Source organism: Stenotrophomonas maltophilia, assembly GCF_001676385.1.
Taxonomy (GTDB): Bacteria; Pseudomonadota; Gammaproteobacteria; order Xanthomonadales; family Xanthomonadaceae; genus Stenotrophomonas; species Stenotrophomonas maltophilia_J.
In genome coordinates this window covers 53,900-79,729 of sequence record NZ_LYVJ01000010.1, presented here as the reverse complement: position 1 = coordinate 79,729, position 25,830 = coordinate 53,900, and the positions used below count along the sequence as shown (strand labels likewise).

The 25,830-nt window shown below is 66.8% G+C and carries 19 protein-coding genes and 1 tRNA gene; 12 read left to right on the top strand and 8 right to left on the bottom strand.

Going from position 1 to position 25,830, the window contains the following annotated elements; all coding sequences use genetic code 11:
• Window positions 1-11: 11 nt before the first annotated feature.
• The gene (gene mrcB, locus A9K58_RS13830; RefSeq protein WP_065199882.1) at window positions 12-2,444 is read right to left on the bottom strand and encodes a penicillin-binding protein 1B; all 2,433 of its coding nucleotides are present in this window, start codon (window positions 2,442-2,444) and stop codon (window positions 12-14) included.
• Between the two features lie 96 nt (window positions 2,445-2,540).
• Here mrcB and A9K58_RS13825 point away from each other — a divergent pair, with 96 nt between their 5' ends.
• On the top strand, window positions 2,541-4,640 hold the full coding sequence (locus A9K58_RS13825) for a glycosyltransferase (protein ID WP_065199881.1): 2,100 nt from the start codon (window positions 2,541-2,543) through the stop codon (window positions 4,638-4,640).
• Here the strand turns inward: A9K58_RS13825 and A9K58_RS13820 are convergent.
• Entirely contained in the window at window positions 4,637-6,202 is a 1,566-nt protein-coding gene (locus tag A9K58_RS13820; protein ID WP_065199880.1) for a hypothetical protein, read from the bottom strand. The genes A9K58_RS13825 and A9K58_RS13820 overlap by 4 nt on opposite strands.
• A 30-nt stretch (window positions 6,203-6,232) precedes the next feature.
• Window positions 6,233-8,389, bottom strand: coding sequence for a bifunctional (p)ppGpp synthetase/guanosine-3',5'-bis(diphosphate) 3'-pyrophosphohydrolase (locus tag A9K58_RS13815; RefSeq protein WP_065199879.1), 2,157 nt, complete (start codon window positions 8,387-8,389; stop codon window positions 6,233-6,235).
• A 129-nt stretch (window positions 8,390-8,518) separates the two neighbouring features.
• On the opposite strand from A9K58_RS13815, the gene A9K58_RS13810 reads away from it, so the two are divergent.
• Window positions 8,519-9,055, top strand: coding sequence for a hypothetical protein (locus A9K58_RS13810; RefSeq protein ID WP_065199878.1), 537 nt, complete (start codon window positions 8,519-8,521; stop codon window positions 9,053-9,055).
• Between the two features lie 94 nt (window positions 9,056-9,149).
• Here A9K58_RS13810 and hrpA read toward each other — a convergent pair whose 3' ends face one another.
• Window positions 9,150-13,232 carry an ATP-dependent RNA helicase HrpA gene (gene hrpA, locus A9K58_RS13805; RefSeq protein WP_065199877.1) on the bottom strand — a complete coding sequence of 1,361 codons (4,083 nt, stop codon included), beginning with the start codon at window positions 13,230-13,232 and terminating at the stop codon, window positions 9,150-9,152.
• An 86-nt stretch (window positions 13,233-13,318) separates the two neighbouring features.
• Between hrpA and A9K58_RS13800 the strand changes: the two genes are divergently transcribed.
• The 6 genes from A9K58_RS13800 (at window position 13,319) to A9K58_RS13775 (ending at window position 20,298) form a co-directional block, all read left to right on the top strand.
• On the top strand, window positions 13,319-13,867 hold the full coding sequence (locus tag A9K58_RS13800) for a Dps family protein (RefSeq protein ID WP_005410730.1): 549 nt from the start codon (window positions 13,319-13,321) through the stop codon (window positions 13,865-13,867).
• 564 nt (window positions 13,868-14,431) lie between these two features.
• Window positions 14,432-16,237, top strand: coding sequence for a DNA helicase RecQ (gene recQ, locus A9K58_RS13795; RefSeq protein ID WP_065199876.1), 1,806 nt, complete (start codon window positions 14,432-14,434; stop codon window positions 16,235-16,237).
• 184 nt (window positions 16,238-16,421) lie between these two features.
• On the top strand, window positions 16,422-16,805 hold the full coding sequence (locus tag A9K58_RS13790; RefSeq protein ID WP_065199875.1) for a CopL family metal-binding regulatory protein: 384 nt from the start codon (window positions 16,422-16,424) through the stop codon (window positions 16,803-16,805).
• A 74-nt stretch (window positions 16,806-16,879) separates the two neighbouring features.
• Window positions 16,880-18,691, top strand: a complete 1,812-nt coding sequence (locus A9K58_RS13785) for a copper resistance system multicopper oxidase (RefSeq protein ID WP_065199874.1) — start codon at window positions 16,880-16,882, stop codon at window positions 18,689-18,691.
• A complete protein-coding gene (locus tag A9K58_RS13780) occupies window positions 18,688-19,704 on the top strand; it encodes a copper resistance protein B (RefSeq protein WP_065199873.1) in 1,017 nt (338 codons plus the stop codon). Before A9K58_RS13785 ends, A9K58_RS13780 begins: the two co-directional genes overlap by 4 nt.
• An 81-nt stretch (window positions 19,705-19,785) precedes the next feature.
• Window positions 19,786-20,298, top strand: a complete 513-nt coding sequence (locus A9K58_RS13775; protein ID WP_065199872.1) for a GNAT family N-acetyltransferase — start codon at window positions 19,786-19,788, stop codon at window positions 20,296-20,298.
• Window positions 20,299-20,385: 87 nt separating this feature from the next.
• Here the strand turns inward: A9K58_RS13775 and A9K58_RS13770 are convergent, their stop codons facing one another.
• Complete coding sequence (locus tag A9K58_RS13770) at window positions 20,386-20,700, bottom strand: TFIIB-type zinc ribbon-containing protein (protein WP_065199871.1); 315 nt, start codon at window positions 20,698-20,700, stop codon at window positions 20,386-20,388.
• Between the two features lie 241 nt (window positions 20,701-20,941).
• Here A9K58_RS13770 and A9K58_RS13765 point away from each other — a divergent pair, with 241 nt between their 5' ends.
• Complete coding sequence (locus A9K58_RS13765) at window positions 20,942-21,364, top strand: response regulator (RefSeq protein ID WP_065199870.1); 423 nt, start codon at window positions 20,942-20,944, stop codon at window positions 21,362-21,364.
• Between the two features lie 92 nt (window positions 21,365-21,456).
• The gene (locus A9K58_RS13760) at window positions 21,457-21,726 is read left to right on the top strand and encodes a tyrosine-type recombinase/integrase (RefSeq protein WP_065199869.1); all 270 of its coding nucleotides are present in this window, start codon (window positions 21,457-21,459) and stop codon (window positions 21,724-21,726) included.
• A gap of 379 nt (window positions 21,727-22,105) precedes the next feature.
• On the opposite strand, the gene A9K58_RS13755 is transcribed toward A9K58_RS13760, so the two are convergent.
• On the bottom strand, window positions 22,106-23,050 hold the full coding sequence (locus A9K58_RS13755) for an aromatic alcohol reductase (protein WP_065199868.1): 945 nt from the start codon (window positions 23,048-23,050) through the stop codon (window positions 22,106-22,108).
• Window positions 23,051-23,192: 142 nt separating this feature from the next.
• On the opposite strand from A9K58_RS13755, the gene A9K58_RS13750 reads away from it, so the two are divergent.
• Window positions 23,193-23,549: a winged helix-turn-helix transcriptional regulator gene (locus tag A9K58_RS13750; protein ID WP_231109319.1), complete on the top strand. Its 357-nt coding sequence runs from the start codon at window positions 23,193-23,195 to the stop codon at window positions 23,547-23,549.
• Between the two features lie 319 nt (window positions 23,550-23,868).
• Here A9K58_RS13750 and A9K58_RS13745 read toward each other — a convergent pair.
• Window positions 23,869-23,944, bottom strand: a tRNA-Lys gene (locus A9K58_RS13745).
• Between the two features lie 168 nt (window positions 23,945-24,112).
• On the opposite strand from A9K58_RS13745, the gene A9K58_RS13740 reads away from it, so the two are divergent.
• Complete coding sequence (locus A9K58_RS13740) at window positions 24,113-25,066, top strand: DUF2268 domain-containing putative Zn-dependent protease (protein WP_065199867.1); 954 nt, start codon at window positions 24,113-24,115, stop codon at window positions 25,064-25,066.
• Window positions 25,067-25,154: 88 nt separating this feature from the next.
• On the opposite strand, the gene queC is transcribed toward A9K58_RS13740, so the two are convergent.
• On the bottom strand, window positions 25,155-25,820 hold the full coding sequence (gene queC, locus A9K58_RS13735) for a 7-cyano-7-deazaguanine synthase QueC (RefSeq protein ID WP_065199866.1): 666 nt from the start codon (window positions 25,818-25,820) through the stop codon (window positions 25,155-25,157).
• Window positions 25,821-25,830: the final 10 nt, after the last annotated feature.

Genomic DNA, 25,830 nt, shown 5'->3' with positions numbered 1-25,830 from the left:
GTTCATCGGCATCATCGGCTCGGGGGAGGAGGAGCAGCGGCGGGTTCGGCGGGTGCTTCCGGCTTGCGGTCCAGGCCGAACCAGCTGCGCCAGCCTCCGCCCTCGCTCTCGGCCTCGCCGGTCTCGCCGTCCGGCGCCACCGTGGGCGCGCAGGGTGCATAGGCCGGCGCATAACCCACCACGAATGGGAAGCGACGCGCACCCGGACAGCCTTCATCGGTCGAGTTCATGCCGGTGGCGGCGACCGACTGCCAGTCCAGGCCCTTGTTGCTGACGCGCAGCGGTGCACTCGGCAGGCGCTGGAAGATGCCCGACCACACCCGCATCGCGCCGGTGGCGCCATACAGGCCTGCCTGCTGGTTCTGGTCGTTGCCGATCCAGATCACGGCCAGGTGGTCGCCGGTATAGCCGGCATACCAGCTGTCGCGTCCGTCATTGGTGGTGCCGGTCTTGCCGGCCGGCTGCAGGCGGCCCAGGCCGTCAGCGTTGAGGCGCTGCGCGGTACCGCTGGAAACGACCTGCTGCAGCCCGACGCTGATCAGGTTGGCGGCAATCGAGTCGCCTTCCTGCGCCGGCGCGGGCGTCTTGTCATAGCGCTTGAGCAACTTGCCCTGCGGGTCCAGCACGCCACGCACCGCGTGCAACGGTTGGATCTCTCCGCCAGAAGCAAGGAACTGGTACAGCTGCGCCATGGCGTATGGGCTCTGGTCAGTCGAACCCAGGATCACGGCCGGGTTCGCGTCCGCCTTGATACCGGCCAGCACATGGATGAGCTGGGTGATCCGCTCCGGTCCCACCTGCATGCCCACCCGGACCGTGGCCTGGTTGTAGGAATGGGCCAACGCATCGATCAGCCGCACCGTGCCATGGCTGCGGTTGTCGGCATTGCCCGGGTTCCAGTTGCGGCCACGGCCAAGCTGCACGGTGACGGGTGAATCGTCGACCCAGCTGGCCAGCGAGTAGCGGTCCGGCTGCGCCAGCGCGAGCAGGTACACGAACGGCTTCAGCAGCGAGCCCACCGGTCGCTGTGCTTCGACCGCGCGGTTGAAGCCCACTTCGGATACGTCGCGGCTGCCGATCACTGCCAGCACGTCACCGTTGTGCACATCGGTCAGCACCATGCCGGCCTGCAGTTCAGGGCGTCGCTTGCTCTCCAGCGACTTGATGGTGCGGGTCACCGCGCCCTCGGCATAGGCCTGCGCAGAGGGTGACATGCCGGTCATCACGCTCAGGCCTGCCCCCTGCAGCGCCGATTCGGGATAGTCATGACCGAGCTGGCGGCGGACCAGGTCCACATAGGCAGGAAAACGGTTGGCCGCGACCAGGCCCGGGGTCCTGGGCACTCCCAGCGGGGCTTTCAATGCCCGCTGGTACTCGGCATCGTCGATCAACGATGCCTCGTGCAGCTTGCCCAGCACGAAGTTGCGGCGATCCAGCGCACGTTCCGGGTTGCGCCGCGGATCGTAATAGGACGGCCCTTTGACCAGGCCGATCAGCAGCGCGATCTGCTCGGTTTCCAGCGACGACAGGTCACGGCCGAACCAGAACTCGGCACCGGAGGACATGCCGTGGATGGCCTGGCTGCCGCGCTGGCCCAGGTACACCTGGTTGAGGTAGGCCTCGAAGATCGTGCGCTTGTCGTAGCGCGCCTCCATGATCAGCGCGTACAGCACCTCGTTGAACTTGCGCGTGATCGTCTGTTCCTTGCCGATGCCGAGCAGGCCGCTGCGGGCCAACTGCTGGGTCAGCGTGGAAGCGCCCTGGCGGCTCTGGCCGCCGGAACGGATCGTCACCCACACCGCACGTGCGATGCCGGACAGGTCGATGCCGTGGTGCCGGTTGAAATCCTTGTCCTCCACGGCCTGCAGGCCGGTCACCAGCAGGTCCGGCGCCTCGTTCATGCGGATCAGGCGCCGCTCCTCCTGCTTCTGGCCGTACAGGGTGGCAATGCGGGCCGGATCCAGCCGTGCCGCCTTCAGTGCCTTGCGGCTGTCAGCGTCGCGCAGCGAAGCGATGGCCCCACCGGCCAGCGACAACTCCACCCGGCGCGGCGCAACCCGGCCATCCACGTCGTTGAAGCCACGGCTGGAAATGACGAAGCGACCACCATCCACCGAATAGGTGGCCGGTTCCCTGCCCTGCCCATCATCGCGGTAGGCGGAGGCGGCCAGTTCGGTCTTCAGGGTCGCCGCATCCATCGCCTTGCCGGGCACGAGCACCAGCGGGCGCGCATAGACCCGGGTCGGGATCTGCCAGCGCAGTTCGCCGAAACGCTGGGTCACCTGTTGATTCAGGTACAGCGTATAGGGAATCAGGAAACCCAATCCCAACGCGACCGCAGCCATGCTCCAGGTGATCAGCCGGCGCCGCCAGGGCGAGCCGCCGTCCTGCTGGTCGTCGTCGTCGAAATCGTCGATGTCGTCGGAATCGTAGCGTCGGGGCACGGGGATGCGAGAATGTAAGGTCTGGCGAGTCTACCCCAGCCACTGCGGCTGGCGGATTCTCCCGGGTTCCCCTGCTTAAGCTGGAGTTGCAACCGGATGGCGATGTCCCTGGCCGAGATCCGATACCTGATCAACCGCCTGACCGGCCTGGCCCGGCGCAGCCTGGCCAGCCTGCGCACCCGCGGCTGGCGGGCCACGTGGCAGCGGATCCGGGTACATGCCCAGCGCGCCGTGCCGGCACCGCGCAGCCCCCTGTATCTGCCGCCGGCAGGGGATTTCGCGCCCTTCACGCTGCCGTTCAGCGCAACACCGGAGGTGAGCATCATCATCCCGGTCTACAACCATGCCGAACACACCCTGGCCTGCCTGCGCGCCCTGGCTGCATACCCCCCCGCGGCGCCGTGCGAAATCCTGGTGGTGGATGACGGCAGCAGCGATGCAACCACGCAATGGATGCCGCAGGTAAAGGGGCTGCGTTATGAAGTGCGCGAGCACAACGGCGGCTTCATCGAAGCCTGCAACGATGGCGTGTCGCGCGCGCGCGGCCGCTACGTGGTGTTGCTCAACAACGATACCGTGCCGCAGCCAGGCTGGCTGGATGCCCTGCTGGACACCTTCGGCAGCGTGCCCGGCGCTGGCCTGGTCGGCAGCCAGTTGCTGTACCCGGATGGCCGCCTGCAGGAATCGGGCGGAGTGATCTTCGCCGACGGCAGTGGCTGGAGCTACGGCCGCTTCGAGGCCGCTGACGACCCGCGATTCGCCAGCCTCCGCGACGCCGACTACTGCTCCGGTGCGGCGCTGATGCTGCCGCGCGACCTCTGGCAGCAGCTGGGCGGCTTCGATACCCGCTACAGGCCAGCGTACTACGAGGACACCGATCTGGCCTTCCGCGTGCGTGCCCAAGGCCTGCGCGTGCTGGTGCAGCCGGCCAGCCGGGTGATCCACGACGAAGGCACCAGCAACGGCACCGACACCGGCAGCGGGGTGAAGGCGTACCAGGTGCGCAACCAGGCCATCTTCGCCGCGCGCTGGGGCACCGAACTGGCCCACCATCCGGCGGTCGGTGAAGTGCCGTCGCCGGCGCTGCTGCTGCGCGGCCGGCGCCAGATCCTGATCCTGGACGAGGAAGTACCGCAGCCGGACCGCGACTCCGGCTCGTTGCGTCAGGTGAATCTGATCCGCCTGCTGCTGCAGGGCGGTGCCCATGTGGTCTTCGTGCCGACCCGTCGCGAGCATGCCGGCGCGGCAACTGAAGCCTTGCAGCGGATGGGCGTGGAAGTCTGGTACGCACCGTTCCTGGAAGGCCTGGCGAAGTGGCTGCGCACGTACGGCTCGCGGTTCGACGTTGCGATGCTGGTCCGCCACCACGTTGCCCATGAATGCCTGCCGCTGCTGGGACGCTATGCCCCGCAGGCACGCACCGTGTTCGATACCGTGGACCTGCACTACCTGCGCGAGCGCCGCGGCGCCGAAGTGGCCAAGGATGCCAGCCTGCTGCGTGCCGCTGAACGCACCCGTGCCAGCGAGTTGGCGATCATGGCGCAATGCGATGTCACCGTGCTGGTCAGCGCGGCGGAGCGCGAGCAGCTGCAGGCCGACGCACCGGCGGTACGTGCGGAGCTGATCTCCAACCTGCACGACGTCGCCGGTTCCGGCCAGCCGTTCGCGCAGCGCCACGACCTGGTGTTCGTCGGCGGCTTCCGCCACCCGCCGAACCTGGATGCCATGGAATGGTTCATCGGCGAGGTGTTCGCCCGCATCCGCGCCCGCCTGCCACAGGTGCGCCTGCACTGCATCGGCGCTGCCGCACCGGAATCGCTGCTGGCCCTGGCCGCGCGCCAGCCCGGCGTGCAGATGCATGGCTTCGTCGAGGACATCACTCCGTACATGGACGGCGCACGCATTTCCGTGGCCCCGCTGCGCTTCGGCGCCGGCGTCAAGGGCAAGATCAACCTGAGCATGGCCCATGGCCAACCGGTGGTCGGCACGACCTGCGCGGTCGAGGGCATGCATCTGCGCCCAGGCCAGGACGTGCTGGTCGCCGACGACGCGGCCGGTTTCGCCGATGCGGTGGTTCGCCTGTACCAGGATTCCGAGCTGTGGCAGCGACTGTCCAACGCAGGCCTGGCCAACATCGCCGAGCACTTCTCGCTGGATGCTGCCCGGGCAGCCGTGCAGCGGGTGTTCTTCGCCTAGTCGGCACGCCCACCGGCGCGGCGCAGGCGGTGTTCAAACAATGGCAGTTCGGCCAGGTCGGGTTGCAGCTGGCGCGCCTGGCCGGCGGCATGCACGGCGAAATCGACGTCACCGCTGCCCAGTCGCTCGCTACCGATTGCCAGCCAGCGCTGTGCCAGCCGTTGGCGCGCTGCCGGCAGGCCACTCGCGGTCGGTGACAGGGTCTGCCAGGCCTGCAGGCACGCGCCTGCGGCCTGCACCCGGTTCTGCCGCAGGTTGTCGTCGAAACAACGGCGGCTGGCGGGGAGCAGGCGCTCCCCGGCCGCCTTGACCCGCGCATCCTGGGGCGCCAGCGACTGCGCTTCGCGCAACGCATCGAACGCGCTGTGGCCGGGCGGACTGATCCATTGGCCGGCGCGCTCGGCGCGTTCCATCCTGCGCAGGTGATCGCGCAACTGGCGCTCACGTTGTGCTGCGCTGATGGCCGGTTGTTTCAGGGCCTGCTGCGCCTGCCGGGCGCGTTGCAGGCGCATCGCAAGTTGCTGCCGCGCCGCCGGCGATGCCCCGAGCGTCTCCGCCAGCAATGCATCGCGTTGCGCGGCTTCGAACTGGAAGTCATCAGCCTGCTTCTGGCCCCGCGCGAGCACAGCCTGCAGCACCCGCTCACGCCCCCGCTGGGCGTTGGGCTCGTCCGGCGCCACTGCCAGCACCGCCAGGAATCCCCTTGCCGCAGCTTCCAGCTGCCGTCGCTGCAACGCGCGCTGCGCCTGTCGCAACTGCTGGTCGACCGCCTGCGCCAGCGCCTCCTGGCTGGCCGGCAGATCGGCGTGGCCGGCGTCGAACTGGCGGGCACGCTGCAGCCGGGCAGCCGCCTGGGCCAACTCCCCGTGGCCGGCCAGCGTTCGTGCCTGCAGCAGCAGATCGCTCAGTGCATCCTCGCGCCCTTCCAGGGCCGGCAGGTTGTCCGGCTGCACCGCCAGGATGCGCTGGAACAGCGGCAATGCACTGCTGTCGCCGTCGTCCAGGCGGCCGGCGGCAAGTGCGCCGCGTGCCTGTGCCAGCAGTGCACCGATTCCAGCACCTGCGTTGCGACCCGCCTGCAGCTGGCGCGCGACGCCATCGGCCTCGCCCTGCGGCACCTGCAGCTCGCGGGCCAGTGCCAGGGCCTGCGTGGCGCCATCCAGATCATCGGCCTGCAGCCGGTCACGGGCCTGCTGCAACGCCGCCGCCCCGGTACGGGCCAGGCCCTGGCGTGCCTGCAGTCGATCAGCATCCAGTGCCAGCACCGCCTGGTAGCGTTCGCGCGCACCACTGCCGTCGTCGGCGCTCAGGTGACCGGCGGCAAGTGCGCGATCCCCCTCCGCCAGCAGTTGTTCAATCTGCGGCTCGTCCCAGAACCAGTCCGCCAATGGCTTGCGCAGCAGCACCAGCAGTACGAATACCGCCAACGCGGCGACCATCGCCCAGCGCCAGACCCTGCGCGCATGGCGCGCCTGCAGCCACCACCAGCGGCCTTCGCGGCGGACGCGCTCCAGCGCCGGGCGTCCGGCGCCATTGATGCGATGCAGGGGCTCGCGTTCCATGCGTGCAGGGTAGCCGCGGCAGCGTGAAGCTCAGCCGAGGCGGCGCGCCTCGCTCACGCCTGGCAGCGCATCGAGCTTGCCGAGCAGGGTCGAGAGCTGGCCATAGTCACTGACCTTCAGCCGCAGCCGCAGGTGGGCGCGTCCGCTGTTGCGCACGTTGTCGCTGTGGATATCGAGCACGTAGGCGTCTTCCTGGGCGATCAGGTTGGTGATGTCCTTCAGCAGCCAACGGCGGTCCACCGCATCGACCACGACATCCACTTCATAACCGCCCCCCGCCTGGCCCCACTCCACCGGCAGGATGCGCTGCGGACTGGCAGCGGCCAGCCGGGCCAGAGCCGCGCAGTCGGCACGGTGCACGGTGACTCCCCGGCTACGGGTCAGATAGCCGGCGATCGGTTCACCGGCCACCGGCTGGCAACAGCGTGCCAGCTGCACCAGCAGGTTACCCACGCCCTGGACCGTGAACTTGGACCTGCCCAGGTTTTCACGGCGCGCGGTCGGGCGCGGCAACGTCGGCGGGGGTGCCGGTTGGCTGGCCGCGCGCTCCGCTTCCAGCAGGGCGCGGCTGATCTGGTTGGGCCCGGTATCACCCAGCGCCACTTGGATGTACAGGTCGTCGACGCTGTCGGCATGGAACTTCCTGGCGGCGACCGTCAGGTCCGAGTGCTGCAGGCCCAGGCGCTTCAGCTCGCGCTCCAGCAGCTCGCGACCGGCCTGCACGTTGCGCGCGCGGTCGAGCTTGTGGAACCAGCTGCGCACCTTCTCGCGCGAACGGTTGCTGGCCAGGAACCCGTTGGCCGGTATCAGCCAGTCACGCCGCGGGTCGGCTTCCTTCCCGGTCAGGATCTCGACGCGGTCGCCGCTGCGCAGGCGGTAGGTGAGCGGCACGATGCGGCCATTGACCTTGGCACCGCGGCAGCGGTGGCCGACCATGGTGTGCACCTGGTAAGCGAAATCGAGCGGAGTGGCCCCCTGCGGCAGGTCCAGCACCTCGTCCTTCGGGCTCAGCGCATAGACCCGGTCCTCGGTGAGCTCGGCGTCGAGCGCCCCGGCGAGTTCATTGCCCTGCCCGTCCTGCGCCTGTTCCAGCAGTTGGCGCATCCAGGTGATCTTGCGGTCAAAGGCCTTCTCCGCGCCCTTGCCGCCTTCCTTGTACTTCCAGTGTGCGGCCACGCCCAGCTCGGCCTGCGAGTGCATCTCGTGGGTGCGGATCTGCACTTCGATGGTACGGCCCTCCGGACCGACCACGGCGGTATGCAAGGAGCGATAGTCATTGGCCTTGGGGCGGGCAATGTAGTCGTCGAACTCGCTCGGTACCGGCGCCCACAGCGCATGCACCACGCCCAGGGCGGCGTAGCAGGCGGCAACGTCGTCCACCATTACCCGGACCGCGCGGATGTCGTACAGCTGGTCGAAGGCCAGCCGCTTCTTCTGCATCTTCCGCCAGATGCTGTAGATGTGCTTCGGACGCCCGCTGACCTCGGCCTTGATGCCCTGCGCCGCCAGCTCGCGCGACAGCACCTTCTTGACGTTCTCGACATAGCGCTCGCGGGCGATGCGGGTTTCATCCACCTCGCGGGCGATGCGACGGTAGGTCTCCGGCTCCAGGTGGCGGAACGCCAGATCTTCCAGCTCCCACTTCAGCTGCCAGATGCCCAACCGGTTGGCCAGCGGTGCGTGGATATCGCGGGTCAACTGGGCCAGCGCGCGACGCTGCTCGTCGTCCAGCTTGTCCGCCGCACGCATCCGCGCCAGCTGCCGGGCCAGCAGGATCGGCACCACGCGCAGGTCGCGGATGATCGCCAACAGCAGGCGACGCAGGCCCTCACTGTTGCGCCCCGCCTCGCGGCCGGCGTGCAGCGCCCACACCGGATCAGCGGCGTCCTGGCCATCGAGCAGGCCAACCACTGCCGCCCTGTGGTTGCCCAGCGGCAGGTGGTCCAGGCTGGCGCGCAGGCCGGGCAGGTCGAACAACAGGGCGGCGAGCACCGCGCCCTCATCGGCGGAGAGCATCGACAACGCATCCAGCGTATCGCCCAGCACCGACCAGGTGGCGCGCATCTGGTGGTCGCAGTCCGGCGCTTCCCAGTGCTCGCGCAGGGCCTGGCGCAGCGGAGCGGGCAGCACCGCTGCCGAGGATCGGTTCAACAAGGCATCCAGGCCGGTGACGGAAGCGCGGTTCACAGCATCGAGCAGGCAAGGCAGAGGCCTCTACACTAGCGCCGGCACCGTTCAGGAACAATCGCTGCAGTTGCATCGCCCGGCATGAGCACATGCCGCTACACTCGCCGGCACACCCAGGAGAGTCCCACCATGCCTTCGATCACCCCGCCTTTCCGCCCACGGCTGCTGGCCTGCGCCGCGCTGCTGCTGTCCCTGTCGGCACCCGCACTGGCGCAGCGGGTCGTCGAGGGCGACCTGCAGCAACAGATGTCACCGGCCGAGTTCAAGGCGGCGGGCCTGGACAAGCTCGATGCCGGTGAACTGGCGGCACTGAACCGCTGGTTGCAGGGCAAGGTCGAGACCGCCACCACCCAGGCGGTGGCGGCGGCACGCGAAGAAGCGCGTGAAGAAGGCCGGCAGGAAGTGATCGTGAAGAATCGCGGATTCTTCGACTTCGGCAGCAACGAACCGATCACGGGTGTCCTGCAGGGCGAATTCCGCGGCTTCGGCAAGGGCCGCATCTACGTGCTGGACAATGGCCAGGAATGGGAGCAGACCGATACCACCACCCTGGCCGGCGTACGCAGGCAATCTCCCAGTGTCAGCATCAAGCCCGGCCTGCTCGGCGTGTGGTACATGAAGGTGGATGGCGTGAATACCCAACCGAAGGTGCGTCGCACCAAGTAACGCCGCGACCTTGCGGTAGAGCCGAGCCCACGCCCGGCTGATTGCGATGCTTCGAAAAGCAGCCGAGCGTGGGCTCGGCTCTACCGCGTCGGATTCACGCCTGGCGCAGGGCGGCCACCCGCTGTGCCAGCTTCTTCGCCGAAATGCCGGCGCGCGCGCCCAGTTCCTGCGCGAACAGCGAAACCCGCAGCTCTTCCAGGTCCCAACGCAGCGCCTGCCATTGCGGACGATCGCGCAGCCCCTGCTGTTCGCCCACCTCCAGCACCTCCAGGAACGGACGCAATTCCAGCATGCGTGCCTGGTCGCGGGTCGGATCACGCTTGGCCCGTTCGGTGCGCAGGATCATCGCCTTCAGGTAGCGCGGATACTGCGCCAGCGCGTCGGCCGGCGTATCGCGCAGGAAGCCGGGATGGATCAACCCCACCAGCTGCGCCTCCATGTCATCCAGGTTGCCGCGTGCCCAGCCCATCAGCGGTGCTTCCAGCAGGGGTTTCAATTCCGCCACCAGCGCCAGGATGGTCTCCGCCAGCTTCAGCCGCTGCATCGCTTCGCCGAACAGAGCCCTGGCCGCAGCCTCGCGGCGCTGCTCGAATGCCTGTGCATCGCGTATCTGGCCCAGGCCTTCGGCCAGCACCGCGTTCATCGCGGCGTCCACCAGATCGCCGCGCAGGCGTTCCTGCGATTCGATCGCCGCATACAGCAGGCCGGTCTTGGCGGCCACCGGCAGCTGCTTGCGTGCCTGCTTGACCTTGTCAGCCAACGCGATCTCCAGCAACCGTCGTACACCCAGTGGGTGCGCCTCCTCGGCCTGCTGGCGGTCTGCGAAGATACGCAGCGCCACGCTGTCGCCCTCGTCGAGGAGTGCCGGATAGGCCGGCACACCGGCTTCACCGGGTACCTGCAGCGGAACCGGCGCCGCCGGGAAGGTGCGCAGCCCCTCCGCCGCCATCTCGCGCCCGGCCCGTGCAGCGAAGGCATCGCCTGCACGGGCACCAAACTTCGCGCGCAATGCCTCCAGGTCGCGCGAGGTCGCCAGCACGTTGCCGTGCTCGTCGCGCAGGCGCAGATTCATGTGCAGGTGCGGTTCGATCGATCCCGGATCGAAATCGGTCGCGGCCACGGCCGCGCCGGTGGCCCGCGTCAGGAAACGTGCAAGCTCCCCTGTGATCGCATCCGCGCTGGGTTGCGCGAACGCCTCGAAGAATGCGCGGCCAAAGTCCGGAGCCGGTACGTAGTTGCGGCGCATGGCCTTGGGCAGGCTGCGGATCAGTGCTGCGGCCTTGTCGGCGACGAAGCCCGGTGCCAACCAGCCTAACCGCGCCGGATCCAGTGCGTTGAGCAGGTGCAGCGGCACGTCCAGGGTCACGCCATCGTCATCCGCCCCCGGCTCGAAGCGGTAATGCAGCGGCAACCGCGCCTGGCCCAGCGCCAGGTACTTCGGATAGCGCTCCTGCTCGCTGCCTTCCCCCGGCAGCAGGTCGGCCAGGCTCCAGTGCAGCGCCTTGCGCTGTTCCGGCGCCAGTGCCTTCCACCAGGTATCCAGGCCCGCCGCCGAATGGATCTGCGGCGGTACCCGGTCCAGGTACCAGCGCGCCTGCCAGTCCTCGTCGGCGACGATGCCCGCGCGGCGCAGCTTGGCTTCTTCCTCGCGTGCAACCTCCAGCACCTTCTGGTTGTCGGCCACGAAGCCGGCGCGGGTGTTGATCTCGCCGGTCACAAGCGCCTGGCGCACGAAAATGTCGTGCGCCCCGCCCGGATCGATGCGGCCGTAATGCACCGGTTTCTTCGGCGCCAGCACCAGGCCGAACAGGCTGATCTGCTCCGACGCCAGCACCTGCCCCTGCGCACGTGACCAATGCGGGTCGAAGTGCTTGCGCAGCAGCAGGTGCGGTAGTTCGGCGATCACCCAGTCCGGCTCGATCGCGGCCAGGGTCATGCCCCACACCTTCTGCGTATCGAGCAAATTGGCCACCAGCAGCCACGGCGGCGGACGCTTGGACAGCGCCGAGCCCGGGAAGGGCAGAAAGCGGCGCTGGCGTGGCGCCTGGAAATCCCCTTTCTCGGTGCGATGGCCGATCTGGGTCGGCAGGCCCGCCACCAGCGCCCGATGCAGCGTCTGGTAAGCAGCAGCACGGACACGCTCACTGAAACCGCCACCGGCTGGTGCCTGCTCCTTCTGTGCACGCACGGGCACCGGCGCCGGTGCGGCCTCAGCCTTGCCTTCACGCGCGAGCCGCGCGGCACGGTGCAGCTGGCCGCGGGTGGCCTTCGCCGCCGCAGCATCATCGCGTGCCGGTGCCGGCGCACTGCTGCCGGCCAGCAACGGCGCCATCGAGGCTTCGTTGGCTTCTTCCTTCCAACCCAGCTCCTCGCACAGCAGGCGCAGCTGCCGATGCAGCTCGCGCCATTCGCGCATGCGCAGGAAGCCGAGGAAATGACGGCCGCACCAGTCGCGCAGCTTGGACTGGGTCAGGTCTTCATGGGCCTGACGGTAGGCATCCCACAAGCGCAGCACACCCACGAACTCGGAACGGCCGTCGGCGAACTGCGCATGCGCGCTGTCGGCCGCGCCGCGCGCTTCGGCCGGGCGCTCGCGCGGATCCTGGATACCCAGGAACGAGGCGATCACCAGCATCGGCCGCAGGCAGCCGGCGGCTTGTGCGGCGACCAGCATCCGCGCCAGCTTCACGTCTACCGGCAGGCGCGCCATCTGCTTGCCGATCGCGGTCATGCGCCGCTCGGCATCGATCGCGCCCAGCTCGGTCAACTGCTGCCAGCCGTCGGCGACCGCACGCTCATCCGGGGCCTCCAGGAACGGGAAGTCCTCGATACGGCCCAGGCCGAGCTGCAGCATGCGCAGGATCACTCCGGCCAGGCTGGAACGACGGATTTCCGGATCGGTGAATTCCGGCCGCGCCTGGAAATCGGCCTCGGCATACAGGCGGTAGCAGATGCCTTCGGCGATACGGCCGCAGCGGCCCTTGCGCTGGTTGGCACTGGCCTGCGAGATCGGCTCGATGTGCAGCCGGTCCAGCTTGTTGCGAGGGCTGTAGCGCTTGACGCGGGCGAAGCCCGGATCGACCACGTAGCGGATGCGCGGCACGGTCAGTGAAGTTTCGGCCACGTTGGTGGCCAGCACGATGCGCCGGTTCGGCCCGGGGTTGAACACCCGGTCCTGGTCCTGGTTGGAAAGGCGCGCATACAGCGGCAGCACCTCGGTATTGCGGTACTTGCGCCGTTCCAGTGACTGGTGCGCATCGCGGATCTCGCGCTCGCCAGGCAGGAAGATCAACACGTCACCGCGTGCATCCAGGCGGGTGATCTCGTCGACAGCCGACACGATGGCATCGTTGACGGTGCGTTCGCCCTGGTCTTCACCCTCGCCTTCCAGCGCGCGGTAGCGCACCTCCACCGGGTAGGTGCGGCCCTCAACGCTGATCACCGGCGCATTGTCGAAATGCTGGGCGAAGCGCTCGGTGTCGATGGTGGCCGAGGTGACGATCAGTTTCAGGTCCGGGCGCTTGCGCAGCAGCTGCTTCAGGTACCCCAGCAGGAAATCGATGTTGAGGCTGCGTTCGTGCGCCTCGTCGACGATGATCGTGTCGTAGTTCGACAACCAGCGGTCGCTGGCGATCTCCGCCAGCAGGATGCCGTCGGTCATGAACTTGATGCGGCTGTCATCACTGACCTTGTCGTTGAAACGCACCTGGTAGCCGACCAGCTGGCCCAGTTCGCTCTGCAGTTCCTGCGCGACACGGCTGGCCACTGCACGCGCGGCAATCCGTCGCGGCTGGGTACAGCCGATCATGCCGGCCTGGCCACGGCCGGCGGCCAGGCACAACTTGGGCAACTGGGTGGTCTTGCCCGAGCCGGTTTCACCGGCGATCACCACGACCTGGTGGTCGCGGATCAGCCCGATGATGGCGTCGGCTTCACGCGCAATCGGCAGCTGCGGGTCCAGAGTAATGGACGGCTGCTGTTGCGCGCGGATCTGCCGGCGCTGCACTGACGCCTGCAAGGCCTGCTCGAAGGTGGCGGCCAGCGCCGCATCCTGCGGCTTGGCCTGGCAGCGCGAGAGCATTCCCAGCAGACGGCCCCGGTCGCGGCTCATGGCGCCGTCGATGGCGGCACGCTGTTGGCGCAGGCGGGGCGGCGGATTTTTGTCGATAGAGTTCATCAATCGGTTCGTTCAAAACTTTGAAAGCGACCAGTCATCACGACCGGTTTACTGTGAAGGCCAACGATTCCACAAGGAGGAACCCCATGGCGAAGACCAAGAGCACGACCAAGGCCAAGACCGGCAAGCAGAAGCTTGCAGCGGCAGCACCGTCGGCGCCGAACATTGATATCGGGATCACCCAGGGCGACCGCAAGAAGATTGCCGACGGTCTCTCGCGCTTCCAGGCCGATGCGTTCACGCTCTACCTGAAGACGCACAACTTCCACTGGAACGTGACCGGGTCGATGTTCAACTCGCTGCACACCATGTTCGAAACGCAGTACACCGAGCAGTGGGCGGCACTGGACGACGTGGCCGAGCGCATCCGCGCGCTGGGCTTCAATGCCCCGGGCTCCTACCGGGAATTCGCTGCGCTGACCTCGATCGCCGAGGAACCGGGCCTGACCGACAGTGCGGACTGGCGGGAAATGGTACGCCAATTGGTAGTCGCCAACGAAGCGGTCTGCCGAACGGCGCGTGAAGTGCTGGAGGTGGCGGCCAAGGGGGACGACGCCCCGACCGAGGATCTGATGACCCAGCGCCTGCAGACCCACGAGAAGTATGCCTGGATGCTGCGTTCCCTGCTGCAGTAAGGGTTGAGGGGCTTCGGCAGGGCTGCGCCCTGCACCCGCAGATGCAACTGCCAGGGCAACGGCAACGGCCGGAGCAGAAGCGGGTTTCCTGTGGGTTGGCGGGGTGGGTCCGGTTGCGGGGGACGCCGTGAATACGTCCATGTAGGCTCGGTCGCCGCATCCATGCGGCTCACGCCCCCGCAACCGGACCCACCCCGCCTTCGACAGTTTTCCGCGATCTGCCAGCAAAGCCATTAGGGTCAGATCCGTTTTCCGCAGGAAAACCGGATCTGACCCCATTTTGTTTGTCGATATCTGACAGATTGCATCCACGCATGGCGTGGATGGCCCCACCGTCAACGGGAAGCTGTCGGGGGCGGGGCGGTGTGGGCTTGCAGGACCGTTGGCGCCATGGATGGCGCCATCGAGCCCCCAAGGACGGGTTTACGGCGTGTCCTGCAAGCCCACACCGCCCCGCCCAGCCAGAAGACACCCCAGAGCCGGCTGTTGCCTTTGACGTTGCTCTGGCTTGTAGCAGGTGCAGGGCGCAGCCCTGCCGCCGCCTCCGGGAGGTAAACTAGCCGGATGGCTTCCCGTCCCGCGCACGACCTGCTCCAACGCGTCTTTGGTTACGACGATTTCCGTGGTCCGCAGCAGGACATCGTGGAGCATGTCGCTGCCGGTCACGATGCCCTGGTACTGATGCCCACCGGCGGCGGCAAATCGCTGTGCTACCAGGTGCCGGCCCTGCTGCGTGACGGTTGCGGCATCGTCATCTCGCCACTGATCGCGCTGATGCAGGACCAGGTCGAAGCCCTGCGCCAGCTCGGCGTGCGCGCCGAATACCTGAATTCAACCCTGGATGCCGAGACCGCCGGCCGCGTCGAGCGCGAGCTGCTCGCCGGCGAGCTGGACATGCTCTATGTCGCCCCGGAGCGGCTGCTGACCGGTCGTTTCCTGTCACTTCTGTCGCGCAGCCAGATTGCCCTGTTCGCCATCGATGAAGCGCACTGCGTGTCGCAGTGGGGCCATGACTTCCGCCCCGAATACCGCCAGCTCACCGTGCTGCACGAGCGTTGGCCGCAGATCCCTCGGATCGCGCTGACCGCCACCGCCGATCCGCCGACCCAGCGCGAGATCGCTGAGCGCCTCGATCTGCAGGAAGCGCGCCACTTCGTCAGTTCCTTCGACCGCCCGAACATCCGCTACACCGTGGTGCAGAAGGACAACGCCCGCAAGCAGCTGACCGATTTCCTGCGCGGCCACCGCGGTGAGGCCGGCATCGTCTACTGCATGTCGCGGCGCAAGGTCGAGGAAACCGCCGATTTCCTCTGCGGGCAGGGCTTCAACGCCCTGCCCTACCACGCCGGCCTGCCGCCGGACGTGCGCGCCAGCAACCAGCGCCGCTTCCTGCGCGAGGACGGCATCGTGATGTGCGCCACCATTGCCTTCGGCATGGGCATCGACAAGCCGGATGTGCGCTTCGTCGCGCATACCGACCTGCCCAAGTCGATGGAGGGTTACTACCAGGAAACCGGCCGCGCCGGCCGTGATGGCGAGGCGGCCGAGGCCTGGCTGTGCTACGGCCTGGGCGATGTGGTGCTGCTCAAGCAGATGATCGAGCAGTCCGAGGCCGGCGAGGAACGCAAGCAGCTGGAGCGCGCCAAACTCGACCACCTGCTGGGCTACTGCGAGTCCATGCAGTGCCGTCGCCAGGTGCTGCTGGCGGGCTTCGGCGAGACCTACCCCAAGCCCTGCGGCAACTGCGACAACTGCCTGGCACCGCCGGCATCCTGGGACGCCACCATCCCTGCGCAGAAGGCACTGAGCTGCGTCTACCGCAGCGGCCAGCGCTTTGGCGTCGGCCACCTGATCGACATCCTGCGTGGTAGCGAGAACGAGAAGGTGAAGCAGCAGGGCCACGACAAGCTCAGCACCTATGCGATCGGCCGCGATCTTGATGCGCGCACCTGGCGCAGCGTGTTCCGCCAACTGGTTGCCGCCAGCCTGCTGGAAGTGGACAGCGAGGGCCACGGTGGCCTGCGCCTGACCGACGCCAGTCGCGACGTGCTGACCGGCCGACGCCAGATCAGCATGCGCCGCGATCCGGCCAACAGCACCGGCGGCCGCGAGCGCAGCGCCCAACGCACCGGCTTGTCGGTGTTGCCGCAGGACCTGGCGTTGTTCAACGCGTTGCGCGGCCTGCGCGCCGAACTGGCCCGCGAACAGAACGTGCCGGCCTTCGTGATCTTCCACGACAGTACCCTGCGCAACATCGCCGAACAGCGTCCGACCAGCCTGGATGCACTGGCACGGGTCGGTGGCATCGGCGGCACCAAACTGAGCCGTTATGGTCCGCGCCTGGTGGAGATCGTGCGCGAGGAAGGTTGACCTTCACAGTTGAGGCGCTGCTCCCTCGCCAACCGTGCGCGGCTGCCCTTGCAGAGCCACGCGCGGCTGCCGGTCGCGCAGAGGCAGCCGAGCGTTGGCTCGGCTCTACGGGGACCCGCTCCGATCTTGAACGCGCCATTCAGCGGGAGATGCATCCGGCGCCACTTGCGGCTAGATTACCGCCATGTCCCTGGCTTCGACCCTTCTCCGTGTCGTGCTCATGCTCAGCCTGTTGCTCAACGGGCTGAACGCGGCCATGGCCAGCGGTCACGAAGAAATGGGCCGCAGGGCCCACGCCATGGCCGCCGCCGGTGGTGGCGGTGACGCCCACTGCCCTCACCACGCCGGCCTGCAGGCCGATCCGCCCCCGCAGGCCAAGGCTCCGTCCCACGACGTCCACTGCCAGATCAAGGACTGCGTACGCAGCTGCGCGCAGCAGCCGTTGCTGATGGTGCAACCATTGCCGTTCATGGCCGGCCCCGGATTGTCACTGGCGCCACAGCCGATGCCGGCCAATGGCCGCCCGGCGCCGCCGCTGCCGCCGATTTCACGCCCTCCCATCGGCTGATCCCGCACGTACTGCGCGCGTTGCGCACCAGAGTCGGCCGTCTGCCGGCATCTATCCGTGTCTGGAGTCACCTCATGAATACCCGCATCCCCCCCGGCCCGGGCGCCCTGCCCATGCCGTCGCGCCGCCTGTTCGTCCAAGGGCTGGCCGCTGGTGGCGTGGTCGCCGGCATCGCCGCTGTTGGCGTGCCGCAGCGCGCACTCGCCGCCGCTACCACCACACCGCGCCTGGCCGGCGCCCCCGCCGTGCTCAGCGACACCCGCGTTGAACTGGCCATCGGCGAATCGCTGGCCAACTTCACCGGCCGCACCCGCCCGGCGATCACCGTCAACGGCTCGCTGCCGGCGCCGATCCTGCGCTGGCGCGAAGGCCAGAGCGTGGACCTGTTCGTGCGCAACACGTTGCAGCGCCATCCGACCTCGATCCACTGGCACGGCATCCTGCTGCCGGCCAACATGGACGGCGTGCCTGGCCTGAGCTTCAATGGCATCGGCCCCGGTGAGACCTATCATTACCACTTCCAGCTCAAGCAGTCGGGCACGTACTGGTATCACAGCCACTCGATGTTCCAGGAGCAGGCCGGCCTGTACGGTGCACTGGTCATCGACCCGGCCGAACCGGCCCCATACCGGCACGACCGCGAGCACGTGATCATGCTGTCGGACTGGACCGACATGGATCCCGGTGCGCTGTTCCGGCGCATGAAGAAGCTCGCCGAGCATGACAACTACTACAAGCGCACCCTGCCCGACTTCCTGCGTGACGTGAAGCGCGACGGCTGGTCGGCCGCGCTGTCCGACCGCGGCATGTGGGGGCGGATGCGGATGACGCCCACCGACATCTCCGACATCAACGCGCACACCTACACCTACCTGATGAACGGCACCGCACCGGCCGGTAACTGGACCGGGCTGTTCCGCAGCGGCGAGAAGGTGCTGCTGCGCTTCATCAACGGCGCCTCGATGACCTACTTCGACGTGCGCATCCCCGGCCTGAAGATGACCGTGGTCGCCGCCGATGGCCAGTACATCCATCCCGTCAGCATCGACGAGTTCCGCATCGCCCCGGCTGAAACCTACGATGTGCTGGTCGAACCCACCGGGCAGGACGCGTTCACCATCTTCTGCCAGGACATGGGCCGTACCGGATTTGCCGCGGGCACGCTGGCGGTCCGCCACGGGCTGCAGGCCCCGATTCCCGCGCGCGACCCGCGCCCGCTGTTGACCATGAGCGACATGGGCCACGACATGGGGGGCGGTGGCCACGGCGGCCACGACATGGCCGCGATGAAGGGCATGGAAGGCGGCTGCGGCGCCAGCATGGGCCACGGTACGCACGGCGGCGGTGATGCCGCCAGCAAGGCGCCAAAGCATCCGACCAGCGAGCGCAACAACCCGCTGGTGGACATGCAGAGTTCGGCCACCGAACCCAAGCTGGACGACCCCGGCATCGGCCTGCGCGACAACGGTCGCCAGGTGCTGACCTACGGCGCGATGCGCAGCCTGTTCGAAGATCCGGATGGTCGCGAACCCAGCCGCGAAGTCGAGTTGCACCTGACCGGCCACATGGAGAAATTCTCCTGGTCGTTCGACGGCATCCCGTTCGCCAGCGCTGAACCGCTGCGGCTGAACTACGGCGAGCGCATGCGCATCGTGCTGGTCAACGACACCATGATGCAGCACCCGATCCACCTGCACGGCGTGTGGAGTGATCTGGAAAACGCGCAGGGCGAATTCCATCTGCGCAAGCACACCATCGACATGCCGCCCGGCACCCGCCGCAGTTATCGCGTGCGCGCCGATGCACTTGGCCGCTGGGCCTACCACTGCCATCTGCTGTACCACATGGAAGCGGGCATGATGCGCGAAGTGAGGATCGAAGAATGAGCCGCTCACTGCTTTCCCCCAGCCTGCTGGCCCTGGGCCTGGCCGCCACGCTGCCCGTGCTCGCGCAATCGCATGCCGGGCATGGCATGCCCACCATGGCGTCGCCGACCAAGCCCGCGACTGGACCGGTCGATCATTCGAAGATGGATCATTCGAAGACGGATTCCGGTGCGATGGATCACACCGGCATGGACCACTCGAAGATGGACCACGGGGCAATGCAACCCGCGGCGATGGACCACGCTGCGATAGACCATTCCGGGATGGATCATGCGGCGATGGGCCACGGCACGCCTGCGCCCACCGAGCCGCGTGAGCCGATCCCGGTTCCCACCAATGCCGACCGCGCCGCCGCATTCCCGCCGATCGCGCACGGCGCGATGGAACACGCGCCGGAGATCAACAGCCTGCTGCTGATCGACCGCCTCGAACATTGGGACGGCAAGAGCAGCAACGGCCAGGCCTGGGAGGCTACCGGCTGGATCGGCGGCAACATCAACCGCCTGTGGCTGCGCACCGATGGCGAACGCAACGATGGCCGCACCGAGTCGTCGTCACTGGAAGCACTGTACGGCCGCAGCGTGTCGCCATGGTGGGACGTGCTGGTCGGCGTGCGCCAGGACTTCCGGCCGACCGACTCGCGCACGTGGGCGGCCATCGGCATCCAGGGCCTGGCGCCGTACAAGTTCGAGAGCTCGGCCACGCTGTACATGGGCTCCGGCGGCCAGGTGCTGGCCAAGGCCGAAGTCGAGTACGACGTGCTGCTGACCAACCGTTTGATCCTGCAGCCGCTGCTGGAAGCCACCGTCGCCGCCAGGGATGAGCCGGAGTACGGCATCGGCCGCGGGCTCAGCAAGGTCGAAGCCGGGCTGCGCCTGCGCTATGAGTTCAGCCGTCGCTTCGCTCCGTACATCGGCATCAGCCACGAACACATGTTTGGCGACACCGCCGATTATGCCGGTGAGCACGCGCGCGACACGCGCTGGGTGGCCGGCATACGCATGTGGTTCTGAACAACGGCTCGTGAGCAGAGACCAGCCCCGGCAGCCGCCGGGGCTGGCTACACTGCACCACGCTCCATTGCAGGCCCCACCATGCCGTTGCAGATCCGCCGTGCCACCGTTGCCGATGCCGACGCCCTGTCGGCCATCGCGATTGCCACTTACATCGAAACCTGGGGTGACTCGTATCCGCCGCAGGACCTGCACCAGTTCCTGCAGGCGCACTACAGCAGCGAACCGCAACGCATCGAACTGTCCGACCCGCGCAGCGCAGTCTGGCTGCTGCTGGACAGCGACACCGTGGTCGGCTACCTGGCCGCCGGTGCCAACACCCTGCCGCATGCGGATGCGCGCGACGGCGACATCGAACTGAAGCGTTTCTACATCCTGGCCGGCTACCAGAACGGCGGCCACGGCGCGCGCCTGATGGACGCGTTCATGGCCTGGCTGGACCAGCCGCACCGCCGCACCCTGTGGGTGGGCGTGTGGGAAGAGAATTTCGGTGCACAGCGCTTCTATGCGCGTTATGGCTGCAGCAAGGTAGGCGAGTACGACTTCATCGTCGGCGACACCCACGACCGTGAGTTCATCCTGCGCCGGCTGTGAGCATGCGCCCCGTGTAGAGTCGAGCCATGCTCGACTGCTTTGGCAACAGCCAGTCGAGCATGGCTCGACTCTACAAAAGCAACGCGCCTAGAAGTCGAACAGCTCCGACAGGAAGCTGTCCTTCTTCTTTTTCTTGTACCCATGGCCGTACTGCTGGCCACGGTTGTCCTCGTAGCGCTGGCCCAGGTGGCGGGTATCGCGATGCATCACCGGCGGCGGCGCGGCGGCCGGCTGCGACTGCACCGGGGACGGCGGCGGCACCGCAGCACCGGCGCGCTCGATGATCTTGTCCAGCTCGCCACGGTCCAGCCACACGCCACGGCAACCGGGGCAGTAATCGATCTCGATGCCATGGCGCTCGGCCATCTGCAGGGTCTGGGTCTTGCACAAGGGGCACAGCATCGGCATTGCTCCTGTCGGTCTGGCTTCGACTCTACTTGAACCTGGCCTGCAAGGTGTTCCGCCTGGATGACACCGTGGCGCTGGATGGGCAGGCAACCCGCCAGCATCGGCGTGGCACGTACGTCGCCCGCGCCACAACCGGCTGTAACGCCCGCTTAGCCTGACGTGCACGCCGGAATCACCCGTGGCTTGCGCATACTTGCGCGCCCTTGCTCTCCCTGCTGTCCGGAGTTGCCGCACCATGTTGCTGTCCAAGCGCTTTCTGGAACCCCGCGTCCTGCTGATCGAGGACGCCGGGGAGACCCAGGAACTGAGCCGCCTCGCACTGGAAAGCCAGGCCTGCCAGGTCACCGCCGTAAGCAGTGCCGAAGCCGCATTGGGCCTGCTCAATGCCGGCGAAACGTTTGACCTGCTGTTCACCGATGTGTGCCTGGGCGGCATCAGCGGCATTGAAACCGCCAACCGCGTGCGCGAGCACCTGCCACAGCTGCCGATCCTGGTCACCTCCGGCTTGGACCAGCACCGCGTGCTGCCACAGCTGCGCGACGGCATCCACTTCCTGCCCAAGCCCTACAGCATGAGCGAGCTGCTCGATGCGATCCGGCTTTGCTTTCGACACGCCGATGCGGGTGTGCTGGCCGGTCCCGATGCGCAGGCGGCCTGATCGGGGAGGCGCGAGCCAGCGCGCCGGCTTCTCCCTTGGTTGACTCTCGTTGGCGCCACTTCTGACGGAGACGCCGCAAGCAGAAGGGCGCGGTGATCGTGCACGCGGCGCTGCCACTGGATGAGTATGGCCCCCCCCTGAGCATGGTGTCAGCTGCGGAGCCGGCTCGACGCGGCGCGCGCGCCGACATGCCCAAGGCAGCGTTCCAGTTCCGGGATCTGCGGGCAACGGCCGGCACCGACAAGGCCGATTCGGCTGGCGATATTCGGAAGGCACAGCAGCAGCTCGGCCACCAGTCGGTGACCATGACAGAGATCTATGTGCGGAAGCGCCGCAGTGCGCTGACCAGCCCGACGAAGTGAATTGCGGAGCGGTCGATATTTGCGGAGCGCGGGGGAAGGGCTGGAACCCTTGGTGCATATGGTGGGCCGTGAAGGATTCGAACCTTCGACCAAAAGATTAAAAGAAGGCTTGCGACTCCTTTGAAAACAACCGGGTGCGCCGCTCTATTTTTCCGCCCGCCGAGCGTGGAACCATTGCCGATCCTAAGCTCACTCGACAATTTTTCCGCCGTCTCAAGGGATATACACGGGGGCCACGACCAAGGTTCCACCGTTTGACGCCGGTTACTGAGCCACTGGTGAACTGGTGTGCCGCGACGTGCGACCATCGTGAGCGTGCGGGCGGGAACGGCAATGAAAAAGGCGCCCAGCGGGCGCCTCCTCACAATCCAGCGGCAAATCAGGAGCGCTGCACGTTGGAATCCAGCCACGCCTGCACGCCCTGTAGCTCGGCCCCGATCTTCGCATTGAAGGTTCGCTCCACATCCCACGCAACGCCCCTCCCTTGGGCAAAGGCCGCGCGATACTTCTTTATCATGTTGCCCGGGTCGTTAGCCAGTTCCTGCATGAGCTGGGGTACGCCCCAGATCACCAGCTCGAAAGGTTCCCCGAACGCCTTCTGGAGAATATCCGGAAGGTCACCGTAGCGGATGGTATCGCCTGCCAGATACACGATCTCGTTGCGGATCGCAGGTGCGTGGAACACGATGCGCGCTGTCATTGCGCCGATGTCATCCGGCGTGGTCAGGGTGACAGCATTGCTCGCCGAGCCCAACGCGTTCACTTTATGCCCAACCAGGTCGACCACCCCGAAGTCCGGCTCGAAGAGGTAACTGGTGAACATTCCAGTAGAGATGATCACCCAGTCCATCGCAGTCTGCGAACGCAGATACTCGCGCACGTCCAGCTGGGCATCGAACAGGTCCTGGGGACCACCGCGCCCAATGGCATCGAAATCGACACCGAACTGCCAAGGAAAGTAGCGGGGAATACCCGACTTCACCGCCGCACGCGCAACCTTCATTGGCGTATCGTGGCCTGCGGCATAGCCGGTGCATCCAATCACTGTGTCAAACTGCGCAAAGGTAGCCGCCAACGCCTCTACCGATTCAGTCACCAGATCACCAGCAACGATATTCACCCCCAAGGCGCGGATTTCATCGACCACCCGCTGCTTCTCCGGCAGTTCTGAGTCAATCGACGTCGCCCGTAGCATCACACTGATCCGTGTGCCTGGATGACTTACGGCCAAACGTGCAAGGTTCCGGATGACAGGCATTCCAAGCTCGCCTGCGCCGAGCACCAGGATCGACCGAGAGGGGGTAGTGCTGATATGAGATGACATGGAAATCGCCCTGTGTGTGTACGATGGCGGCGATTCTGCTCGCCTACTGGCCCACACGTAAGAAGGCACATCGATGATACCGACCGCACCGTTCATGAGTCCGGAAGAACTGCTAAGGCACTCTCAAGCCATATGCGACGGGATGAGCGAGGACGAAGATGGACTGCGCCGGGAGGTTTTAGCGCACGCTGGTAGCCGCTGGTCCCTGGGCATCATCCATGCGCTTGGCGTGTATGGAACGCTGCGTCATGCCGAGGTCGCACGACGGATGAAGGGGATCACCCAGCGCATGCTTACGCGCACCCTCCGGCAATTGGAACGTGACGGGTTGATCAGCCGGGAGGATTTCCACGAAGTGCCGCCACATGTGGAGTACAGCATCACAGCGCTGGGCAAGGACCTTCTTGTACTGATGATTCCCATGTGGACATGGGTAGTGGCTCATGCGGAGGAATTCCGCCAATGTCGGCAGAATTTTGATTCTTCAGACGGGAAATGAAGATATGGGCCAGCAGCGGCGAAGGCAGGTAGCTTTACCCACTGGGGGGATGCTCCATCGCGTCATCACCGAGGTATTCGCGTCGGTCACATCCGACGCCAAGCGTTTGGCCTTGTGTGGGCTATAACATCGGGGCGTCACCGAAGGCACCGCAAGAACGCATGTGGTCACGTCATCGAAGAGATGCGACAGCGATACGACCACGAACCGCCGGTGGTTCAACCGCCTCATAAGCTGCACGTGCTCGAGCGTGGAACCACTTAATTTTTCCGGAAATATGAAAAAGGCGCCGCAAGGGCGCCTAAGTCATTGATGCAATTGGTGGGCCGTGAAGGATTCGAACCTTCGACCAAAAGATTAAAAGTCTTCTGCTCTACCGACTGAGCTAACGGCCCATTGCACTGCCCCAGCCTTTCGGCGGGGTGGGCATTCTACCCTACTTTGGCCGGTCGCGTGAAACCCCGGTGTGTCGAGGTTGCCGGCCAGCGGCCGGCACTACCATCGGGCTTAAACCTTTCGGGCCACTGGCGCATCCCATCTGTGATCCTTCCCCGGAGCCATGGATGCGCCTGATCGCCAGCCTGCTTGCCGCCCTGCTGCCCTGCTCAGCCCTGGCCGCCCCGCCCCAGGTCATCACCGACGACATCGCCCGCTTCTGGGCCACCTTTGACGCGGTGCGCGCCGAACCCGATGGCGAACGCCGGGTGGCGCTGGTCCAGCAGCGCTACATCGATCCGGGCAGCCCCGGCCTGCATGCGCTGATGCAGGTGCGCCACTACACTGCCCGCGAATACGCCGAGGCCATGTGGGCCTGGCCACGCTTCTGGACCTCGGTGCGGCCGCTCACCGCCAACGCGCAGCAGGCCAGCGCCACGCTGGAGCGCGACCTGGTCGCGTTCCGTTCGCTCTACCCTGCCCTGCGCCCGGCCACCATCACCTATGCGGTGGGCGTGCTGCGCACCGGTGGCACCACGCTGGGCGACAAGGTGCTGATTGGCGCGGAGATGGCGCTGGGCGATGAGCGCGTGGACGTGAGCGAGCTGCCGGAGAAGATGCGCGACCGGCTGCGGATCTTCTACGACAGCCGCCCGGGCGCGAACAACGCGCAGAACAACCTGCACGAGTACGTGCACACGCAGCAGCACGAGACCACCGGCAGCCTGGCCCAGTACGCAGTGCGCGAGGGCGTGGCCGAGTATGTGGCCGAACGGCTGAGCGGGCGTCGGTCGGCGTTGCCGATGTACAGCTACGGGCCCTTGCACGAGGAGGAGATCCGCGCGCGTTTCGTCGCTGAAATGGACGGCGAGGATCTGGACAACTGGCTGTACAACAGCGCCCGCAATCCGTTCGGCGTGAGCGATCTGGGCTATTACGCCGGCTACCGCATCGCACAGGAGTACATGCGACAGCAGGCTGATGAGAAGGCGGGGATCGCGCGGATGATCGAGCTGGACTATGCCGATGCGGAGGCGGTGCGGGCGTTTATTGAAGCGTCGGGGTGGTTGCGGGCCCGGTAGGTCAAGGAGTGCGAACCAACGGTTCGCACCCACCGGGAGAGGTTCGCACCTACAGCGAAGCCGGCCAGCGGCCGGCTCTACCGTGCGTTCAGGCGTACAACGTCGGGTCGGCGACACCAGCTTCGGCGAAGCCCTGCGCGCGCAGGCGGCAGGCATCGCAGTGGCCGCAGGCGGCCCCGTTGGCGTCGGCGTTGTAGCAGGACACGGTCAGGCCGAAGTCCACGCCCAGGCGCACGCCCTCGCTGACGATCTGGCCCTTGCTGAGGAACTGCAGCGGTGCGTGCACCGTGATGCCTGCGCCTTCCACGCCCGCCTTGGTGGCCAGGTTGGCCAGCGCCTGGAACGCCGCCACGAACTCGGGGCGGCAATCCGGATAGCCGGAGTAGTCCACGGCGTTGACGCCACAGAAGATGTCGTTGGCGCCGAGCACTTCGGCCCAGCCCAGTGCCAGCGACAGCATGATGGTGTTGCGCGCCGGAACGTAGGTGACCGGAATGCCCGCCCCGCCGGCCTCGGGCACGTCGATGTCGTCGGTCAGCGCCGAGCCGCCGATGCTGCGCAGGTCGACGTCGACCACCTTGTGCGCGACCACGCCCTGGGCCTTGGCGACGCGCGCCGCTGCATCCAGTTCGGAGGTATGGCGCTGGCCATAGCGCACGCTCAAGGCATGCACGGCGAAGCCCTGTTCCTGGGCCATGGCGATGACGGCGGCTGAATCCATGCCGCCGGAGAGAAGCACGACTGCCTTCTTCATGGGAAAAACA

Excerpts from the sequence above, each read along its gene's own strand:
- A9K58_RS13825 (WP_065199881.1), top strand. The coding sequence starts at position 2,541 with ATGGCGATGTCCCTGGCCGAGATCCGATACCTGATCAACCGCCTGACC.
- A9K58_RS13820 (WP_065199880.1), bottom strand. The coding sequence starts at position 6,202 with ATGGAACGCGAGCCCCTGCATCGCATCAATGGCGCCGGACGCCCGGCG.
- A9K58_RS13810 (WP_065199878.1), top strand. The coding sequence starts at position 8,519 with ATGCCTTCGATCACCCCGCCTTTCCGCCCACGGCTGCTGGCCTGCGCC.
- hrpA (WP_065199877.1), bottom strand. The coding sequence starts at position 13,232 with ATGAACTCTATCGACAAAAATCCGCCGCCCCGCCTGCGCCAACAGCGT.
- A9K58_RS13800 (WP_005410730.1), top strand. The coding sequence starts at position 13,319 with ATGGCGAAGACCAAGAGCACGACCAAGGCCAAGACCGGCAAGCAGAAG.
- recQ (WP_065199876.1), top strand. The coding sequence starts at position 14,432 with ATGGCTTCCCGTCCCGCGCACGACCTGCTCCAACGCGTCTTTGGTTAC.
- A9K58_RS13790 (WP_065199875.1), top strand. The coding sequence starts at position 16,422 with ATGTCCCTGGCTTCGACCCTTCTCCGTGTCGTGCTCATGCTCAGCCTG.
- A9K58_RS13785 (WP_065199874.1), top strand. The coding sequence starts at position 16,880 with ATGAATACCCGCATCCCCCCCGGCCCGGGCGCCCTGCCCATGCCGTCG.
- A9K58_RS13780 (WP_065199873.1), top strand. The coding sequence starts at position 18,688 with ATGAGCCGCTCACTGCTTTCCCCCAGCCTGCTGGCCCTGGGCCTGGCC.
- A9K58_RS13775 (WP_065199872.1), top strand. The coding sequence starts at position 19,786 with ATGCCGTTGCAGATCCGCCGTGCCACCGTTGCCGATGCCGACGCCCTG.
- A9K58_RS13770 (WP_065199871.1), bottom strand. The coding sequence starts at position 20,700 with ATGCTGTGCCCCTTGTGCAAGACCCAGACCCTGCAGATGGCCGAGCGC.
- A9K58_RS13765 (WP_065199870.1), top strand. The coding sequence starts at position 20,942 with ATGTTGCTGTCCAAGCGCTTTCTGGAACCCCGCGTCCTGCTGATCGAG.
- A9K58_RS13755 (WP_065199868.1), bottom strand. The coding sequence starts at position 23,050 with ATGTCATCTCATATCAGCACTACCCCCTCTCGGTCGATCCTGGTGCTC.
- A9K58_RS13750 (WP_231109319.1), top strand. The coding sequence starts at position 23,193 with ATGAGCGAGGACGAAGATGGACTGCGCCGGGAGGTTTTAGCGCACGCT.
- A9K58_RS13740 (WP_065199867.1), top strand. The coding sequence starts at position 24,113 with ATGCGCCTGATCGCCAGCCTGCTTGCCGCCCTGCTGCCCTGCTCAGCC.
- queC (WP_065199866.1), bottom strand. The coding sequence starts at position 25,820 with ATGAAGAAGGCAGTCGTGCTTCTCTCCGGCGGCATGGATTCAGCCGCC.